General features: G+C 56.3%; 15 protein-coding genes. 11 read left to right on the forward strand and 4 right to left on the reverse strand.

Going from position 1 to position 16,315, the window contains the following annotated elements; translation table 11 throughout:
• Positions 1-39 precede the first annotated feature (39 nt).
• The 5 genes from B3041_RS14960 to B3041_RS14980 all read left to right on the forward strand — a co-directional run bounded on the left by B3041_RS14960 (position 40) and on the right by B3041_RS14980 (position 5,101).
• Positions 40-417, forward strand: a complete 378-nt coding sequence (locus B3041_RS14960; protein WP_292976382.1) for a YkvA family protein — start codon at positions 40-42, stop codon at positions 415-417.
• 9 nt (positions 418-426) lie between these two features.
• Positions 427-1,293, forward strand: coding sequence for a DNA-binding transcriptional regulator YeiE (gene yieE, locus B3041_RS14965; protein ID WP_065648876.1), 867 nt, complete (start codon positions 427-429; stop codon positions 1,291-1,293).
• A gap of 132 nt (positions 1,294-1,425) precedes the next feature.
• A complete protein-coding gene (locus B3041_RS14970) occupies positions 1,426-2,892 on the forward strand; it encodes an amino acid permease (protein WP_292976386.1) in 1,467 nt (488 codons plus the stop codon).
• A 341-nt stretch (positions 2,893-3,233) separates the two neighbouring features.
• Entirely contained in the window at positions 3,234-4,313 is a 1,080-nt protein-coding gene (locus B3041_RS14975) for a FecCD family ABC transporter permease (protein ID WP_065648878.1), read from the forward strand.
• On the forward strand, positions 4,313-5,101 hold the full coding sequence (locus tag B3041_RS14980; protein WP_065648879.1) for an ABC transporter ATP-binding protein: 789 nt from the start codon (positions 4,313-4,315) through the stop codon (positions 5,099-5,101). The genes B3041_RS14975 and B3041_RS14980 overlap by 1 nt, the downstream gene beginning before the upstream one ends.
• Before the next feature lie 55 nt (positions 5,102-5,156).
• On the opposite strand, the gene fghA is transcribed toward B3041_RS14980, so the two are convergent.
• From fghA to ptrR, 3 genes are read right to left on the reverse strand one after another with little or no spacing between them, the layout of a single operon-like run.
• Positions 5,157-5,999 (reverse strand): S-formylglutathione hydrolase, encoded by an 843-nt coding sequence (gene fghA / locus B3041_RS14985; protein WP_065648880.1) that lies wholly within the window; start codon positions 5,997-5,999, stop codon positions 5,157-5,159.
• Between the two features lie 11 nt (positions 6,000-6,010).
• On the reverse strand, positions 6,011-7,135 hold the full coding sequence (locus B3041_RS14990) for an S-(hydroxymethyl)glutathione dehydrogenase/class III alcohol dehydrogenase (protein WP_292976391.1): 1,125 nt from the start codon (positions 7,133-7,135) through the stop codon (positions 6,011-6,013).
• Positions 7,136-7,184: 49 nt separating this feature from the next.
• Positions 7,185-8,111 carry a putrescine utilization regulator PtrR gene (gene ptrR, locus B3041_RS14995; RefSeq protein ID WP_292976394.1) on the reverse strand — a complete coding sequence of 309 codons (927 nt, stop codon included), beginning with the start codon at positions 8,109-8,111 and terminating at the stop codon, positions 7,185-7,187.
• A 308-nt stretch (positions 8,112-8,419) separates the two neighbouring features.
• Between ptrR and folE the strand changes: the two genes are divergently transcribed.
• From folE to mglC, 6 genes are all read left to right on the forward strand, one after another.
• Positions 8,420-9,085: a GTP cyclohydrolase I FolE gene (gene folE / locus B3041_RS15000; RefSeq protein WP_039385439.1), complete on the forward strand. Its 666-nt coding sequence runs from the start codon at positions 8,420-8,422 to the stop codon at positions 9,083-9,085.
• A gap of 47 nt (positions 9,086-9,132) precedes the next feature.
• Complete coding sequence (gene yeiB / locus B3041_RS15005) at positions 9,133-10,293, forward strand: DUF418 domain-containing protein YeiB (RefSeq protein WP_292976397.1); 1,161 nt, start codon at positions 9,133-9,135, stop codon at positions 10,291-10,293.
• Between the two features lie 141 nt (positions 10,294-10,434).
• Complete coding sequence (galS, locus tag B3041_RS15010) at positions 10,435-11,475, forward strand: HTH-type transcriptional regulator GalS (protein WP_065648884.1); 1,041 nt, start codon at positions 10,435-10,437, stop codon at positions 11,473-11,475.
• Positions 11,476-11,781: 306 nt separating this feature from the next.
• Positions 11,782-12,777: a galactose/glucose ABC transporter substrate-binding protein MglB gene (gene mglB / locus B3041_RS15015; protein WP_065648885.1), complete on the forward strand. Its 996-nt coding sequence runs from the start codon at positions 11,782-11,784 to the stop codon at positions 12,775-12,777.
• 69 nt (positions 12,778-12,846) lie between these two features.
• On the forward strand, positions 12,847-14,367 hold the full coding sequence (gene mglA, locus B3041_RS15020) for a galactose/methyl galactoside ABC transporter ATP-binding protein MglA (protein WP_071668024.1): 1,521 nt from the start codon (positions 12,847-12,849) through the stop codon (positions 14,365-14,367).
• 18 nt (positions 14,368-14,385) lie between these two features.
• Positions 14,386-15,396 (forward strand): galactose/methyl galactoside ABC transporter permease MglC, encoded by a 1,011-nt coding sequence (gene mglC / locus B3041_RS15025; RefSeq protein WP_039385433.1) that lies wholly within the window; start codon positions 14,386-14,388, stop codon positions 15,394-15,396.
• A 78-nt stretch (positions 15,397-15,474) separates the two neighbouring features.
• Here the strand turns inward: mglC and sanA are convergent, their stop codons facing one another.
• Complete coding sequence (gene sanA / locus B3041_RS15030; protein WP_292976405.1) at positions 15,475-16,194, reverse strand: outer membrane permeability protein SanA; 720 nt, start codon at positions 16,192-16,194, stop codon at positions 15,475-15,477.
• Positions 16,195-16,315: the final 121 nt, after the last annotated feature.

The raw sequence follows: 16,315 nt of genomic DNA on the forward strand, positions 1-16,315 counted from the left end.
CTTTATAATCGACCGGAATAAGTGATAAGGAGAAGGGCTATGTTTGTGCGCCTGCGCCGCTGGGCACAGCTGATTAAGCGGGACGTTCTGACGCTGTGGTTTGCCTGTCGCGATCCGCGTACGGCATGGTGGTTCAAACTGATGGCCTTTGGACTGGTAGCCTATGCGCTCAGCCCGATTGACCTTATTCCCGACTTCATCCCGATTATTGGTCTGCTGGACGACGCCATCATTGTGCCGCTCGGCGTGATCATTCTGCTGCGTCTGCTGCCGCGCGACATTCGTATCAGCAGCGCTGAACGCGCGGAGGTACAGCGTGCGCGCGGGGTGAGAATTGTCAGTCGTGCCGGCTTTGGCCTGATCCTGCTGATCTGGATCGGCATTATCGTCTGGCTGATACAGCGCTATATGGCCTGAGGAGCAATCATGCATATCACGCTACGCCAGATTGAAGTGTTTACTGAGGTGCTGAAGAGCGGTTCAACCACCCAGGCCTCGCAGGTGCTGTCGCTGTCGCAGTCGGCGGTGAGCGCGGCGCTGGCGGATCTCGAAAACCAGCTCGGCGTACAGCTGTTCGACCGCGTCGGCAAGCGGCTGGTACTGAATGAACATGGCCGGCTGCTCTATCCGCGCGCCGTGGGGCTGCTGGAGCAGGCGGGTGAAATTGAGCAGCTTTTTCGGGAAGACAGCGGGGCGATCCGGCTGTTTGCCAGCAGCACTATCGGTAACTATTTGCTGCCTGGCATGATTGCCGCTTACCGGCGCGACTTTCCCGGACTGCCGCTGGAACTGAGCGTCGGCAACAGTCAGGATGCGATTCAGGCGGTGGCAGATTTCCGCGTCGACATCGGTTTGATTGAAGGGCCATGCCACGAGCCGGATATCATCAGCACGCCGTGGCTGGAAGATGAGCTGGTGGTGTTTGCAGCACCTGACTCGGCGCTGCTGCAGCAGCCGGTGACGCTGGCAAGCCTTGCGGCGGCACCGTGGATCCTGCGTGAACGCGGCTCCGGCACGCGTGAAATCGTTGACTACCAGCTGCTGTCGCATCTGCCGCAGTTTCAGCTCGGTATGGAACTGGGTAACTCCGAAGCGATCAAGCATGCGGTACGGCACGGTATGGGCATCAGCTGCCTGTCGCGTCGGGTGATCGCCGACCTGCTTGAAGCAGGTACGCTGGCAGAAGTTGAGGTACCGCTGCCGCGCCTGACGCGCACGCTCTACCGTATCCACCACCGGCAAAAACATCTCTCAAACGCGCTCAACCGCTTTCTCGCGTACTGCTGTGAATAGCCTGCGGCGGCGGGTGCTGCTAATAATCGCCCGCCGATCATGAAGGTAACTAATAACCCGAGGTGAATGCTATACAGCGCAGGGTTAGCTGCTACAATCGCGCCTTATTTTTATCCGGCATAGCGTTTACACATGCATAATGACTCAAAAACAACACAACAACCTGGGCTGCGCCGTGAATTAAAAGCGCGCCATCTCACCATGATCGCCATCGGCGGCTCCATCGGCACCGGCCTGTTTGTCGCTTCCGGCGCCACCATTTCACAGGCAGGACCCGGCGGCGCGCTGCTCTCCTATGCCCTGATCGGGCTGATGGTCTACTTTCTGATGACCAGCCTCGGCGAACTGGCTGCCTTTATGCCGGTTTCCGGCTCCTTCGCGACCTATGGCGCAAAATATGTTGAAGAGGGCTTTGGCTTCGCACTGGGCTGGAACTACTGGTACAACTGGGCGGTGACCATCGCCGTTGATCTGGTCGCCTCGCAGCTGGTGATGAACTACTGGTTCCCCGATACGCCCGGCTGGATCTGGAGCGCCACCTTTCTCTGCCTGATGTTTCTGATTAACTTCATCTCAGTGAAGGGTTTTGGTGAAGCAGAGTACTGGTTCTCGCTGATTAAAGTCGCCACCGTGATTATCTTTATTATGGCCGGCATTCTGATGATCACCGGCATCATGCGCGGTGCAGAACACGCAGGCTGGCACAACTGGACCGTGGGCGATGCGCCTTTTGCCGGCGGGTTTTCCGCAATGATTGGCGTGGCGATGATTGTCGGCTTCTCCTTCCAGGGCACTGAGCTTATCGGTATCGCCGCCGGGGAGTCGGAAGATCCGGCAAAAAATATTCCGCGCGCGGTACGACAGGTTTTCTGGCGTATCCTGCTGTTTTATGTGTTTGCGATTCTGATCATCAGCCTGATCCTGCCCTATACCGATCCGCAGCTGCTGCACAATGACGTAACCGATATCAGCGTCAGCCCGTTTACGCTGGTGTTCCAGAATGCCGGTCTGCTCTCCGCAGCGGCGATCATGAATGCAGTGATCCTGACATCGGTACTTTCGGCGGGTAACTCTGGTATGTACGCCTCAACGCGCATGCTGTTTAATCTCGCCCGCGAGGGCAAAGCGCCGCGCATCTTTGCAAAACTCTCAAAAGGCGGCGTGCCGCGCAACGCGCTGATCGCGACCACCGTGGTAGCGGGTCTCTGCTTCCTGACATCAAAGTTCGGTAATCAGGAAGTTTACCTGTGGCTGCTTAATACCTCAGGTATGACCGGCTTTATCGCCTGGCTGGGGATTGCCATCAGTCACTATCGTTTCCGCCGCGGCTATGAGGCTCAGGGACGCGATCTCGCTGATTTACCTTATCGATCCGGCTTTTTCCCGCTGGGCCCCATCTTCGCCTTTGTGCTCTGCCTGATTATTACGCTGGGACAGAACTATCAGGCGTTCCTCGCCGATACCATCGACTGGTATGGCGTGGCAGCAACCTATATCGGTATTCCGCTATTCCTGATTATCTGGATGGGTTACCGGCTGACGCGCGGCAGTCGCGTGGTGAAATACAGCGACATGGAGTTCCCGGTTTTTAAGCAGTAAAACCTGGCGTGGCGGCATTCCAATTCAAACGCAGGGGTCGCACTTATGCGACCCTGGTTCCAGTGCGTGACGCGGCCAGGGCGGCATCAATGCCGCCCCTGTGATTGCACGGTCCGTAGGGGACGCATTTATGCGTCCCTGGTTTCATGCGATTCACCCGGGCCAGGGCGGCATCAATACCGCCCCTGCAATTGCACGATACGCAGGGGTCACATTTATGCGACCCCTGCGCATTTATGCGTCCCGGACCGTTTGAGCTTTGTTACAGAGATATAATTGATAATTATTATCACCTGCTCTATTGTGTCAGCCGTTATGATTACGGCTATACAGGTAGACTCATGCGTACGACGGATTCCGTGCTGATAGCGGAACACCCCCCTGAAGCTGACACCCTGACACGTTATCGTCAGGTGCTGCGTCAGCGACTGCTGCTGACTGGCGTACTGGTTGTGGCTATTCTCGCCTCGGTTATTCTCGATTTTACCCTCGGCCCGGCCGGACTCTCGCTGGAAACGCTTGGTCAGACGCTGTTGCATCCGGCCGCAATGGACGCCGGCACCCGCGTAATTGTCTGGGATATTCGTCTGCCCTATGCGCTGATGGCGGTGGTGGTCGGGCTGGCGCTGGGACTGGCAGGCGCAGAGATGCAAACCATTCTGAATAACCCGCTGGCGAGCCCCTTTACGCTGGGCGTCTCTTCCGCTGCCGCCTTTGGCGCTGCGCTGGCCATTATCCTCGGTGTCGGTTTTCCCGGCCTCTCCGATCAGTGGTTTATCTCCGCTAACGCTTTTGTGTTTGCCCTGTTTGCCGCGCTGATGCTGGATGGCATTACGCGCTGGAGCAAAGTCTCGACCTCCGGCGTGGTGCTGTTTGGTATTGCCCTGGTGTTTACCTTTAACGCGCTGGTATCGATGATGCAGTTTATCGCCAGTGAAGATACGCTGCAGGGGCTGGTGTTCTGGACCATGGGCAGCCTGGCGCGTGCGTCGTGGGAAAAACTGGGTGTGCTCAGTGCCGCCTTTGCGCTGCTGGTACCGTTTTCTATGCTCAGCAGCTGGAAGCTGACCGCGCTGCGGCTGGGAGAAGATCGCGCTATCAGCTTTGGTATCGACGTACGCCGCCTGCGGCTGGCGACGCTGTTACGCATCAGCATTCTCTCGGCGCTGGCGGTGGCGTTTGTCGGCCCTATCGGCTTTATCGGCCTGGTAGCACCGCATATCGCCCGCATGATGTTTGGCGAGGATCACCGCTACTATCTGCCTGCCAGTGCGCTGGTCGGTGCGCTGGTGCTGTCGCTCGCCTCGGTTGCGTCGAAAAACCTGATCCCGGGCGTGATTATTCCGGTGGGGATCGTCACCTCGCTGGTCGGCGTTCCGTTCTTTCTGAGTATTATCCTGCGTCACCGGGGGAGCGTGTAATGAGTTCAGGTTTACGTATTCAGCAATTCAGCGCCGGCTATCCTAAACGTCAGGTGATCGACAACCTGGACGTTGCCACGCTGCCGCGCGGTAAGATTACCGTGCTGCTCGGCCCGAACGGCTGCGGAAAATCCACGCTGCTGCGCGCGCTGGCGGGCCTGGGTAAAGGCGAGGGCGCACTCTGGCTGAACGGCGTTGATTTAATGGCGCAGCCCTTTACGCAGCGTGCACAGCGCGTGGTCTACCTGCCGCAGACGCTGCCCGCCGGGGTCCACCTGCATGTACTGGAATCGATTATCGTGGCGCAGCGCGCGTCGGGTGGCCTGCACAATGCTGACAGCGAAGCGGAGATTATGGCGCTGCTGGAGCAGCTGGGCATTGCCCATCTGGCGATGCGCTATCTCGATCAGCTCTCAGGTGGCCAGAAGCAGCTGGTGGGCCTGGCGCAGTCGCTGATCCGCCGGCCTGAGCTGCTGCTGCTGGATGAGCCGCTGAGCGCGCTGGATCTCAACTATCAGTTTCACGTGATGGATCTGGTGCGACGCGAAACGCGGCTGCGCAATATGGTCACGGTGGTGGTGGTGCACGATATCAATATCGCGTTGCGGCATGCTGACCATGCGCTGATGCTGAAGCAGGGCAGGCGCCTGGCAGATGGGATACCCGCAGAGGTGATCACGCCGCAGACGCTCGCGCAGGTCTATGGCGTGCGCGGCCGGATTGAGCACTGCTCGCAGGGCATGCCGCAGGTGATGATTGACGGGCTGGTGGCAGAATCGCTGATGTAATGCAGGGGCGCATGAATGCGCGCCCTGCGCAGTATCGCCCTGCAGGGCGATACCGTTATACCAGCAGATGTTTCGCGTGAAAGCGCAGGTGATCTTCCACAAAAGTGGCGATAAAGAAGTAGCTGTGGTCGTAACCCGGCTGAATACGCAGCTCCAGCGGGAAGCCCTGTTCACGCGCAATCGCCTCGAGGCGCTCCGGGCGCAGCTGGTCAGCCAGAAACTGGTCGCCGTCACCCTGATCGATCAGCAGCGGCAGACGCTGCTCCGCCTCCTGCATCAGCAGGCAGCTGTCCCACTCGCGCCATGCCTGGCGATCGTCGCCGAGGTAGGCAGTAAACGCTTTCTGTCCCCACGGCACCTCGCCGGGATTCACAATCGGTGCAAAGGCGGAAGCGGAGGCAAAGCGTCCGCCGAGGCGCAGCGCCAGCACCAGCGCACCATGTCCGCCCATTGAGTGGCCCATGATCGACTGCCGGTCGCTCAGCTTGAAGTTATCTGCCAGCAGCGCCGGCAGCTCGTCGCTGAGGTAGTCAAACATGCGATAGTGCGCCGCCCACGGCTGCTGCGTCGCGTTGAGATAAAACCCGGCGCCCTGGCCAAGATCGTAACTCTCATCATTAGCCACTGCGTCACCGCGCGGGCTGGTGTCCGGCATAATCAGCACCAGACCCAGCTCGGCGGCCACGCGCTGGGCACCCGCTTTGGTGGTAAAGTTCTCGTCGCTGCAGGTCAGCCCGGCAAGAAACCAGACCGCAGGCGGCGGCGTATCAGCTTTAGGCGGCGGTAGAAAAATGCTGAACGTCATCGGACAGTTCAGTACCGCTGACTGATGTCGCCAGCGTTGTTGCCAGCCACCAAAGATACGGTGTTCTTCCAGCAGTTCCAGCGTGGATGCCATAACGCCTCCGGTTATTTGTTGAAGTGCACCACAGAGCGAATCGATTTTCCTTCGTGCATCAGATCAAAAGCGTCGTTGATCTCATCCAGCCCCATGGTATGGGTGATGAAATCGTTCAGCGCGAACTTGCCATCCAGATAATCCTGTACGATACCCGGCAGCTGGCTGCGGCCTTTCACACCACCAAACGCGGAACCCCGCCAGACGCGACCCGTGACCAGCTGGAACGGACGGGTGGAGATCTCCTCACCGGCACCGGCCACGCCGATGATAACCGACTCACCCCAGCCTTTATGGCAGCACTCCAGCGCCGAGCGCATGACGTTGACGTTACCGATGCACTCAAAGGAGAAATCGACGCCACCATCGGTCAGCTCAACGATGACATCCTGAATAGGCTTGTCATAATCTTTCGGGTTAATCAGATCGGTGGCACCCAGCTTGCGGGCTAAATCAAACTTGCTGGTGTTGATATCGATAGCAATAATGCGGCCCGCTTTCGCCATCTGCGCACCGATGATCGCCGAGAGGCCAATGCCGCCAAGGCCAAAGATCGCTACGGTGTCGCCCGCTTTGACTTTTGCGGTGTTCATGACAGCGCCCATCCCGGTGGTCACGCCGCAGCCTAACAGGCACACTTCTTCCAGCGGTGCCTCTTTGCTGATTTTGGCCAGCGAGATTTCCGGTACGACGGTGTACTCCGAGAAGGTTGAGGTACCCATATAGTGGAAAATCGGCTTGCCATCTTTAAAGAAACGCGTGGTGCCATCCGGCATCAGTCCTTTGCCCTGGGTAGCGCGGATCGCCTGACACAGATTGGTTTTACCGGAGAGGCAGAATTTACATTTGCCGCACTCCGGGGTGTAGAGCGGGATAACGTGATCGCCCACCGCCACGCTGGTAACCCCTTCGCCTACCGCTTCCACTACACCGCCACCTTCATGACCAAGAATGGCCGGGAAGACGCCTTCAGGATCTTTACCGGAGAGCGTATAGGCATCGGTATGGCAGACACCGGTAGCAACAATGCGTACCAGAACTTCGCCTTTCTGCGGCGGCATCAGATCCACTTCTTCAATTTTCAGCGGCTCGCCAGGTGCCCAGGCAACGGCGGCGCGGGTTTTAATCATATTCATGCAATCCCTCTTGCGGTAGATGCGGGCCAGTGGCCCTGGTGGTCATTACTTATTTGAGCGGCGTCTGCTCGCTGTCCGGCAGCGGATGCAGCAGCCCGTCGTGTTGTGGCCGGTCGTCAAACATATCGATGATCAGGTATTTCAGCGCCTCAACGTTCGGCGTAAACGCGTCGCGTCGCCACATCAGCCAGGTAGCGGTATCGCGATAGAGCGGCGGCAGCGCGTGCTCCTGTACCCGCTCGCGCGCCGGCATCTGCGCCAGCACGGAGGCGGGCAGCATCGCCACGCCGCCGCCGCCCGCTACGCAGGCAACCATAGCGTGATAGGACTGGATCTCCATGACGTTGCGCGGTGCGCTCTGACTGTCGCGGTACCAGCTCTCCAGCCGGGTGCGATAGGAACAGCTGTTGCCAAAGGCAAACAGCGTATCCTGTTGCGTATCACGTGCACTGAGGATCGGCGGGTGTTCAGGACTGGATATCAGCACCATCTCCTCGCTGAAAGCGATACAGCCGTTCAGGTCATCATAGGGCGCAGGGCCATCAACCAGCGCCGCCGCCAGCGTGCCGGCGCGCACTTTATCGATGATATCGCCCGAGGTACCGGTCACCAGAGAGAGTGCCACCGCCGGATAGCGCTGATGATAGGCGGCCAGCAGGGCCGGCAGGCGGGTAGCCGCCGTGCTCTCCATGGAGCCAAAGGCAAAGTTGCCGCCAGGCTCACCGGCGCGGGCAATATTCAGCGCCTCATCGCTCAGTGCCAGAATACGGCGGGCATAGTTGAGAAAATTATGCCCCATCGGTGATAAACGCATGCGCTGCTTCTCGCGGATAAACAGATCAACCCCGATCTCCTCTTCCAGCTGGCGCAGGCGCGTAGTGAGATTAGAAGGCACGCGATGCAGCTGTTCAGCGGCGCGCGCCAGGGAACCGGTATCGGCCACACAGCAGAACATTCGCAGCTGAACTAAATCCATATTCTCATCCCGGAAACAACAAATGTGATGTTATTCATATTTCGTGAGTCTAAACCGCCCGTCAGCGGCTGGCAAGTGCGTTATGGCTGCTCTTTTACAGTTTAGCCAGGCGTGCTGCTGATAAGTGTAGTGTTAGCGACAGTCACAGCTGCCTTTTCGTGCCTTATAGCGTCAGGGTGATACACCCGCTGATTTCCAATCAGATTGATTGCTGGATTAAGCCTGCGTTGTGTTTCACAATATGCGCTCAGAATTTCCCCCGCGGGCCATGTTCTCGCGGGCGCATCACCTGCCGGAGAATGAAAACGATGAGCACCTTAAGTCAGGAAGCCGCCCTGGTTCATGAAGCGCTGCTGGCGCGCGGTCTGGAAACGCCGTTACGCGCCCCGGTGCGCGAAATGGATAGCGAAACGCGCAAGCGTGAAATTGCCGGTCACATGACGCAAATCATGCAGCTGCTGAATCTGGACCTGGAAGATGACAGCCTGATGGAGACGCCGCATCGCATCGCAAAAATGTATGTGGATGAGATTTTTTCAGGCCTCGACTACGCCAACTTCCCGAAGATCACGGTGATTGAAAACAAAATGAAAGTGGATGAGATGGTGACGGTGCGCGATATCACGCTGACCAGCACCTGTGAACACCATTTTGTGATCATCGATGGCAAGGCGACGGTGGCCTACATTCCCAAAGACAAAGTGATCGGCCTGTCAAAAATTAACCGTATCGTGCAGTTTTTCGCCCAGCGCCCGCAGGTGCAGGAGCGGCTGACGCAGCAGGTGCTGGTGGCGCTGCAGACGCTGCTTGGTACCACTAACGTGGCGGTATCGATTGATGCCGTCCACTACTGTGTGAAAGCGCGCGGCGTGAAAGATGCGACCAGCGCAACCACGACCACCTCGCTGGGCGGACTGTTTAAATCGAGCCAGAATACACGTCAGGAATTTCTGCGCGCGGTACGTCATATCTGATCCCCAGGCGGCCCCGGTGCCGCCTTTTTTAATGGCTGAGGGCAGCAATGCAACGCTATCAGGCGCTGGATTTTATTCGCGGATGCGCGGTGCTGGGCATTTTGCTGCTCAATATCACCGGCTTTGGCCTGCCGTCAGCCGCCTATCTTAACCCTGCCTGGCAGGGCAGCGTTGCGCCGCAGGATGCCTGGACTTGGGCAGTGCTGGACGGGCTGGCACAGCTGAAATTCCTTACGCTGTTTGCACTGCTGTTTGGCGCCGGACTGGCCATGCAGATCCCGCGCGGCAAGCGCTGGATTTCCACCCGGCTGACGCTGCTGGTGTTTATCGGGTTTATTCACGGCGTCTTCTTCTGGGATGGAGACATTCTGCTGGACTACGGGCTCATCGGCCTGATTATCTGGCGCCTGCTGCGTGAGGTGCCCTCTGAGCGTGCGCTGTTTCAGACCGGCGTACTGCTCTATCTGGTGGGCTGTGCGGTACTGCTTATCTTCGGCGCGATCTCCGGTAATCAGAGCAGCAGCGGCTGGCAGCCCGGTGCCGCCGCGCTGGAGTATGAAAGTTACTGGAAGCTGGTGGGCGGCTGGGAAGCGGTGCGCAACCGGCTCGATCTGCTTGCATCCGGTCTGATGGCGCTGGCATCTCAGTATGGCTGGCAGCTGGCGGGACTGATGCTGATGGGTGCCGCGCTGCTGCGCTGCGGCTGGCTGACCGGTGCGTTCAGCCTGCAGCACTACCGGCGCGCTGCACTGCTGCTGCTGACCACCGGCTGGCTGATCGCGGTGCCGGGTATCGCTGCGCAGTGGCAGGTGCACTGGGCACAGCGCTGGACCAGCTTTTATCTGCAGGTGCCGCGCGACCTGGCTGCTCCTTTTATCAGCCTCGGCTATGCGGCGCTCTGTCTCGGCTTCTGGCCTGCGCTGGCGCGTAGCCGGCTGTGCAGGCTGATTCAGGGAGTAGGGCGAATGGCGCTGAGCAACTACCTGTTACAGACGCTGATCTGTACCACACTGTTCTACCGCTTTGATCTGTTCCTGCGCTTTGACCGCCTGCAGCTGCTGGCGCTGGTGCCCGTTATCTGGGCAATGAATCTGCTCTTCTCAGCGCTCTGGCTGCGCTATTTTCGTCAGGGACCGCTGGAGTGGCTGTGGCGCTGGCTGACGCAGCGCCTGTGTGCATCAGGCACCGCATCGCCGCCTGTCAGATAATGACCTGCATCACAAAGATCACATAAAGCAATGTAACCGTTTTCATTGGTGTGAGCTGTTTCACGTAGCTGAAGCCTGTGGCCTGACAAAATAGCGTTATTACGCGCCCGTCGCGCCTTTCAGCCTTTGTGGAACCGCTGCATGATAACGATTCGTGATGTCGCCCGACTGGCCGGAGTATCTGTTGCCACCGTGTCGCGCGTGCTCAACAACAGCAGTGCAGTCACCTCTGATACCCGCGACGCCGTGCTCCAGGCGGTGGAATCGCTGGGCTATCGTCCGAATGCCAACGCCCAGGCGCTTGCCACCCAGGTCAGCGACACGATCGGCGTCGTCGTTATGGATGTTTCCGATCCCTTTTTTGGTGCGCTGGTGAAAGCGGTGGATACCGTGGCACAGCGCGTGCACAAACACGTTCTCATCAGTAACTCCTGGCATCAGGAAGATAAAGAGCGGCATGCCATTGAGGTGCTGATCCGTCAGCGCTGCAATGCGCTGGTGGTACATGCGAAAACGCTTTCAGACGCTGAACTCACGCAGTTTATGGATCAGGTACCAGGCATGGTGCTGGTTAACCGCGTCATCCGCGGTTATGAACACCGCTGTGTCTGTCTTGATAATGTAACCGGTGCGCAGGTTGCCACCCGCATGCTGCTGCAGCAGGGACATCAGCGTATTGGCTACCTTAGCTCCAGCCATCCAATTGAGGATGTCACGCAGCGCCGCGATGGCTGGCTGCAGGCCCTGGCAGAGCAGGGCATTCAGCCACCGGAAGCGTGGATCGCCCATGCTGAACCCGATATGCAGGGCGGTGAAGCCGCTATGGTAGAGCTGCTCGGACGTAATCTGCATCTGACCGCCGTTTTTTCCTATAACGATGGCATGGCAGCTGGCGCCCTGACGGCGCTGAAAGATAACGGCATTCAGGTGCCACAGCATTTTTCTGTCATTGGCTTTGATGATATTCCCATTTCCCGTTACACCGATCCCCAGCTGACAACTGTACGCTATCCTATTGTTTCTATGGCAAAACTCGCCACAGAGCTGGCGCTGAAAGGCGCAGCCGGCGAGCTGGATCCTCAGGCGTCACACTGCTTTATGCCCACGCTGGTGCGGCGTCACTCAGTGGCCCAGCGGCAAATTGTGGAGTCGATCACTAATCCAGGCGATAGCGCCATGTAACCGTTTCCAATATGTGATTACATTCACAGTTAATTACCAGACCGCTCACTATGATGGCAGCGTCTTACCGGACTGAAACATCATGAAACGCCGGGTCACGCCCCTCCGGACAGGTTTCAGTAGCCGGTTGAAATGATTCACAACACTCTTCAGGAAGCGGTTACGTACAGGGAAGTCAGGATAGGGAGAGCGGTCCGGCCAATGCCAGCGCCTGCTCCAGAATGATAGCGTTTCAACCGACTGCGCTCGCCGCCCGCAGGCAGCATGGCGCAGGAAATACCCTGCATAATTAAAACCGGAGATACCATGAATAAGAAGGTTTTCACGCTCACAGCACTGGTTGCCAGCATGATGTTTGGTGCAACTGCGCACGCCGCCGATACCCGCATTGGCGTGACCATTTACAAATATGACGACAACTTCATGTCAATGGTGCGCAAGGATATTGAGAAAGAGTCCAAAGCGCTGGGCGGCATTCAGCTGCTGATGAATGACTCACAGAATGACCAGTCCAAACAGAATGACCAGATTGACGTGCTGATGGCCAAAGGCGTGAAAGCGCTGGCAATTAACCTGGTGGATCCGGCGGCAGCGGCCGTGGTAATTGATAAAGCCAAAGCCAATGACGTACCGATTGTGTTTTTCAACAAAGAGCCTAACGCTAAAGTGCTGGCCAGCTATCCAAAGGCATACTATGTCGGTACAGATTCCAAAGAGTCAGGTATCAAGCAGGGTGAGCTGATTGAGAAGCACTGGAAATCGACGCCGGCATGGGATCTGAACAAAGATGGACAGATTCAGTTTGTACTGCTGAAAGGCGAGCCAGGCCATCCGGATGCTGAAGCGCGTACCAAATATGTTATCGACACGCTGAACAAAGATGGCATCAAAACGCAGCAGCTGGCGATGGATACCGCGATGTGGGATACCGCACAGGCGAAAGATAAAGTCGATGCGTGGCTGTCTGGTCCGAATGCCAACAAAATTGAAGTAATCATCGCTAACAATGATGCGATGGCGATGGGCGCGGTTGAAGCACTGAAAGCACACAACAAATCAAGCATTCCGGTGTTTGGTGTCGATGCGCTGCCAGAAGCGCTGGCGCTGGTGAAATCGGGCGCCATGGCGGGTACCGTGCTGAACGATGCGGAAAACCAGGCAAAAGCCACGCTGGATATTGCGAAGAACCTGGCAGATGGCAAAGAGCCAACCGCGGGAACGAATTTCAAGATGGAAGACAAAGTCGTTCGCGTGCCGTATGTTGCCGTGGATAAAGAGAACCTCTCTCAGTTTGTGAAGTAATCCATTCCGGGCGCGGCAATTTGCCGCGCCTTATTGCATCTGCATACGCTTTTTTTAGCCAGGTAAATTATGGCCAGTGAGAATCCGACCACACAGCGTGAATATCTGCTGGAGATGACGAATGTCTCGAAATCATTTCCAGGGGTGAAAGCCTTAGATAATGTGAATTTGAAAGTGCGGCCGCACTCCGTCCATGCCTTAATGGGTGAAAACGGCGCCGGAAAATCGACATTATTAAAGTGCTTATTTGGCATCTATAAAAAAGATACGGGGAGTATTCTTTTTCAGGGCCAGGAGATTGACTATAAAAGCTCCAAAGAAGCGCTGGAAAATGGCGTCTCAATGGTGCATCAGGAATTAAACCTCGTGCTGCAGCGCAGCGTGATGGATAATATGTGGCTGGGCCGCTACCCGCGTAAAGGGCCGTTTGTCGATCAGGACAAAATGTATCGCGATACTAAAGCGATTTTTGATGAACTCGATATCGATATCGATCCGCGTGATAAAGTGGCGAATCTGTCTGTCTCGCAAATGCAGATGATTGAAATTGCCAAAGCGTTCTCTTATGACGCCAAAATTGTCATTATGGATGAACCGACTTCTTCGCTGACGGAGAAAGAAGTTAACCATCTGTTTACTATTATCCGTAAACTGAAAGATCGCGGCTGCGGTATTGTCTATATCTCCCATAAAATGGAAGAAATCTTTCAGCTGTGCGATGAGATCACCATTCTGCGCGACGGGCAGTGGATCGCCACCCAGTCGCTGGAAGGGCTGGATATGGATAAGATCATCGCCATGATGGTAGGCCGTTCGCTTAACCAGCGTTTCCCGGATAAGAGCAACGTGCCGGGCGAGGTGATTCTTGAAGTCCGCAACCTGACTTCACTGCGGCAGCCTTCGATTCGCGATATCTCATTTGACCTGCATAAAGGGGAGATTCTCGGAATCGCCGGGCTGGTCGGTGCGAAACGTACTGATATCGTGGAGACGCTGTTTGGCATTCGTGAAAAATCGGGCGGGACTATCCGGCTGCATGGCAAAGCGATCAACAACCATAGTGCGAACGAGGCGATTAACCACGGGTTTGCGCTGGTCACAGAAGAACGTCGTTCTACGGGGATCTACGCCTATCTCGATATCGGTTTTAACTCGCTTATCTCCAATATTAAAAAATATAAATCCAGTATCGGCCTGCTCGATAATAAACGCATGAAGAGTGACACCCAATGGGTTATTGACTCCATGCGGGTAAAAACGCCAGGGCACCATACGCAGATCGGATCGCTTTCTGGCGGTAACCAGCAGAAAGTGATTATTGGTCGCTGGCTGTTAACGCAGCCGGAAATATTAATGCTTGATGAACCTACACGCGGTATTGACGTAGGGGCGAAATTTGAAATTTATCAGCTGATTTCAGAATTAGCCAAAAAAGAGAAGGGCATTATTATTATTTCCTCTGAAATGCCAGAGCTGCTGGGTATAACCGATCGTATTCTGGTCATGAGTAACGGTCAGGTAGCCGGTATTGTCGATACAAAAACGACCTCGCAGAATGAAATCCTGCGTTTAGCGTCATTACACCTTTAATGAAGCAAGGGCTTTAAAATGAAAGCGACCACTAAAAAGAATGCGCTAACCTGGTTAAAAGAGGGCGGTATTTACGTCGTCCTGTTTGTTCTGCTGGCGATTATTATTTTCCAGGATCCGACGTTTTTAAGTTTAATGAACCTGAGTAACATCCTGACGCAATCGTCGGTGCGTATTATTATCGCGCTGGGCGTGGCCGGGCTGATTGTGACTCAGGGTACCGACCTCTCTGCCGGACGGCAGGTGGGACTGGCGGCGGTAGTGGCGGCGACGCTGCTGCAGTCGATGGATAACGCGAACAAGGTTTTCCCGCATCTGGAAACCATGCCGATTCCGCTGGTGATTCTGGTGGTGTGCATTATTGGCGGCGTGATTGGCCTGGTTAACGGCGTAATCATCGCTTACCTCAAGGTAACGCCGTTCATTACCACGCTGGGTACGATGATCATCGTGTATGGCATTAACTCGCTCTACTACGATTTTGTCGGTGCTTCGCCAATTGCGGGTTTTGACGCGGGCTTCTCCACCTTTACCCAGGGTTTCCTGCGCTTTGGTGATTTCAAGCTCTCGTTCATTACCTTCTACGCCATTATCGCTATCGTGTTTGTCTGGATCCTGTGGAACAAAACCCGTTTCGGCAAAAACATTTTCGCAATCGGTGGTAACCCGGAAGCGGCAAAGGTCTCAGGCGTCAACGTACCGTTTAACCTGATTCTGGTCTATGCCCTGTCAGGCGTGTTCTACGCGTTTGGCGGTCTGCTGGAAGCGGGCCGTATCGGCAGTGCCACTAACAACCTCGGCTTTATGTATGAGCTGGATGCGATTGCTGCCTGCGTAGTGGGTGGTGTCTCCTTCGCCGGCGGCGTGGGCACGGTTGCAGGCGTGGTGACCGGGGTGATTATCTTCACCGTGATCAACTACGGCCTGACCTACATTGGCGTTAACCCTTACTGGCAGTACATCATCAAGGGCGGCATCATCATCTTTGCGGTGGCGCTGGATTCCCTGAAGTATTCGCGCAAGAAATAACACTGACATAACGAAAAAAGGCTGCGCTGACGCAGCCTTTTTTTATGGCCGGCGGCCTGCCGCTTACCTCAGCAGACGCTATTTACGCAGCTTCTCTTCCAGCTCCAGCAGCTGCTCAGGCGTGACCGCCGGGTAGCTCTGCGCATCTTCCGGCACCGTATGCACTGCCGGAATCGGCACCAGCGGTCCGAGAAAACGCGGCTCGCGCTTCATCAGATAGAGATCGGCCATCGCGCCCAGCCGGGCACCGACTTCGCGTGCGCGTACTGACAACATATTTTTCGGTGAGGGTACGGCATAGCACTGTGCCTGAATGCCAAGGTGCAGCGCAATGTAGAGCGCACGTTCGCAGTGAAAGCGCTGGGTAATGATAATAAAGTCGTTAGTATCAAACACCTTACGCGTGCGCACAATCGAATCGAGCGTACGAAAACCGGCATAATCCAGCACGATATCAGACGGATCGACGCCGGCTTTAATCAGGTCGCGCCGCATAGTGGCAGGCTCGTTATAGCTCTGCTGAGCGTTGTCGCCGCTCAGCAGCAGGTAGTTAACTTTGCCGCTGTTATAAGCGTTAAGCGCGCCCTGCATGCGATAGAGGTAATACTGATTGATAACGCCGGTGCGATAATATTTTGCGGTGCCCAGTACCACGCCAACCTGACGATGCGGCAGCGAGGCAACATCTTCATAGATAAACGGCGCGGTTTTCCAGCTGATCCAGCGATCAAAGCCAAGCGCGGTCGCCACCATCGCTAAGATGATGATGATCAGAGCAAAGAAAACGCGTTTCAGCATGCGCGCGGCAACTCAACAGGCAGGATTCAGGGTGCTTCAAGGCTACTTGAGCCGGGGCAGCTAAGCAAGCTCACCCCGGCTGGCTGATGTTTTTTTCGGCAGTGCCGGATCGAAATCCGGC

The organism is Pantoea sp. UBA4549 (assembly GCF_002387285.1).
Taxonomy (GTDB): Bacteria; Pseudomonadota; Gammaproteobacteria; order Enterobacterales; family Enterobacteriaceae; genus Pantoea; species Pantoea borealis.

Excerpts from the sequence above, each read along its gene's own strand:
- B3041_RS14980 (WP_065648879.1), top strand. The coding sequence starts at position 4,313 with ATGAGTTCAGGTTTACGTATTCAGCAATTCAGCGCCGGCTATCCTAAA.
- mglA (WP_071668024.1), top strand. The coding sequence starts at position 12,847 with ATGGCCAGTGAGAATCCGACCACACAGCGTGAATATCTGCTGGAGATG.
- galS (WP_065648884.1), top strand. The coding sequence starts at position 10,435 with ATGATAACGATTCGTGATGTCGCCCGACTGGCCGGAGTATCTGTTGCC.
- B3041_RS14970 (WP_292976386.1), top strand. The coding sequence starts at position 1,426 with ATGCATAATGACTCAAAAACAACACAACAACCTGGGCTGCGCCGTGAA.
- mglB (WP_065648885.1), top strand. The coding sequence starts at position 11,782 with ATGAATAAGAAGGTTTTCACGCTCACAGCACTGGTTGCCAGCATGATG.
- mglC (WP_039385433.1), top strand. The coding sequence starts at position 14,386 with ATGAAAGCGACCACTAAAAAGAATGCGCTAACCTGGTTAAAAGAGGGC.
- fghA (WP_065648880.1), bottom strand. The coding sequence starts at position 5,999 with ATGGCATCCACGCTGGAACTGCTGGAAGAACACCGTATCTTTGGTGGC.
- sanA (WP_292976405.1), bottom strand. The coding sequence starts at position 16,194 with ATGCTGAAACGCGTTTTCTTTGCTCTGATCATCATCATCTTAGCGATG.
- yeiB (WP_292976397.1), top strand. The coding sequence starts at position 9,133 with ATGCAACGCTATCAGGCGCTGGATTTTATTCGCGGATGCGCGGTGCTG.
- B3041_RS14975 (WP_065648878.1), top strand. The coding sequence starts at position 3,234 with ATGCGTACGACGGATTCCGTGCTGATAGCGGAACACCCCCCTGAAGCT.
- B3041_RS14990 (WP_292976391.1), bottom strand. The coding sequence starts at position 7,135 with ATGAATATGATTAAAACCCGCGCCGCCGTTGCCTGGGCACCTGGCGAG.
- folE (WP_039385439.1), top strand. The coding sequence starts at position 8,420 with ATGAGCACCTTAAGTCAGGAAGCCGCCCTGGTTCATGAAGCGCTGCTG.
- yieE (WP_065648876.1), top strand. The coding sequence starts at position 427 with ATGCATATCACGCTACGCCAGATTGAAGTGTTTACTGAGGTGCTGAAG.
- B3041_RS14960 (WP_292976382.1), top strand. The coding sequence starts at position 40 with ATGTTTGTGCGCCTGCGCCGCTGGGCACAGCTGATTAAGCGGGACGTT.
- ptrR (WP_292976394.1), bottom strand. The coding sequence starts at position 8,111 with ATGGATTTAGTTCAGCTGCGAATGTTCTGCTGTGTGGCCGATACCGGT.